The organism is Streptomyces marokkonensis (genome assembly GCF_039539045.1).
GTDB classification, from domain to species: domain Bacteria; phylum Actinomycetota; class Actinomycetes; order Streptomycetales; family Streptomycetaceae; genus Streptomyces; species Streptomyces marokkonensis.
Genome location: NZ_BAABCQ010000370.1, coordinates 1 through 1,515 on the forward strand (window position 1 = coordinate 1; position 1,515 = coordinate 1,515).

At 68.3% G+C, this 1,515-nt stretch carries 1 protein-coding gene; it reads right to left on the reverse strand.

The features are described 5' to 3' along the window. Nucleotides 1–1,515: acyltransferase domain-containing protein (locus ABEA26_RS35925; protein ID WP_345598266.1), on the reverse strand; the 1,515-nt coding region annotated here is incomplete at both ends.

The following is a 1,515-nucleotide window of genomic DNA, read 5'->3' on the forward strand; positions in this document are numbered from 1 at the left end:
CGCCGACAACGACACCCCCGACCACGCGAACGGCAGACCCGGCGAACCACCCTCGACCGCCTGGAATCCCGCATCCGAGACAGCCATCGTGTGCAAGGCGGCATCGAAGAGCGCCGGGTGCAGACCAAAGCCGCCGGCCTCAAGACCGTCGGGGAGGGCCACCTCGGCGAACACCTCGTCGTCGCGCTTCCAGACGGTCCGCAGTCCTTGGAACACGGGTCCGTAGTCGAGCCCTTGAGCCGCCAGGCGTTCGTACACATCGGCCGTGTGCAGCTCGACAGCATCACGCGGGGGCCACACCTCAAGCCCTTCACCGGAACCCACCGTCCCGGTGCCCTCCGACAGCACGCCCGCCGCGTGCCGCGTCCATTCAGCACGCGTGTCGTCAGCAGGACGCGAATACAGGGTGAGCGCCCGGCGTCCACTCTCGTCATCGGGAGCGCCCACCACGAGTTGCACCTGAGTGTCGACCCGCTCCGAGAGCACCAGCGGCGCTTCCAGCGTCAGCTCGTCCAGCGATCCGCACTCGACGTACTCGCCGGCGTGCAGCGCCAGATCGACAAGTGCCGTACCTGGTACCAAGATCGTGCCCTTGACAACGTGATCGGCAAGCCAGGGGTATCGGGCGGGCGACAGCAGGCCGGTGAACACCACACCCGCGCCCCCGGCCAGCGGAACGGCCGCACCCAGCAGCGGGTACTCGTCCGGACTCTGCCCAAGGCCACTTGCGTCGCCGTCGTACGTGCGCTCATCCGTCAGCCAGTAGCGCTGGTGCTGGAAGGCGTAGGTGGGCAGATCCACGCGCCGGGCACCGGTGCCGGCGTAGTACGCCGTCCAGTCGACCGCCTTGCCGCGTACGTACAGTTCGGCCAGAGCGGTGACCAGCGAGCCCGGCTCCTCACGGTCCCTCCGGAGCACAGGTACGACCGTGATCTCGCCGGAGTCGGAGGTGACGCAGTCCTGCGCCATCGCGGACAGCACGCCGTCCGGACCCAGTTCCAGAAACGCCGTCACGCCTTCTGCCTCAAGGGTGCGGATGCCGTCCAGGAAACGGACAGCTTCGCGGACGTGGCGGACCCAGTACTCCGGGTCCTGGATCTCCTCGGTGGTCAAGACCTCGCCCGTCACGTCAGACACGATGGCCAACTGCGGCGCGCTGAAGGTCAGCCCCTGCGCGACCGCACGGAAGCCGTCGAGCATGGCCTCCATACGCGGCGAGTGGAACGCATGACTCACCCGCAGCCGCTTGGTCTTACGACCCTCGCCCTCGAAGTGCGCGGCGATTCGCAAGACGTCCGCCTCATCTCCCGAAACCACCGTCGAACGCGGGCCGTTGAGAGCAGCGATGGACACGTCGTCCGTCAGCAGCGGCAGCACCTCGTCCTCCGCCGCCTGCAACGACACCATCGCACCGTCCGTCGGGAGCGCCTGCATCAGACGACCTCGGGCCGCCACCAGCACGGCAGCGTCCTCCAGCGACAGCACACCGGCCACGCACGCGGCCGACAACTCACC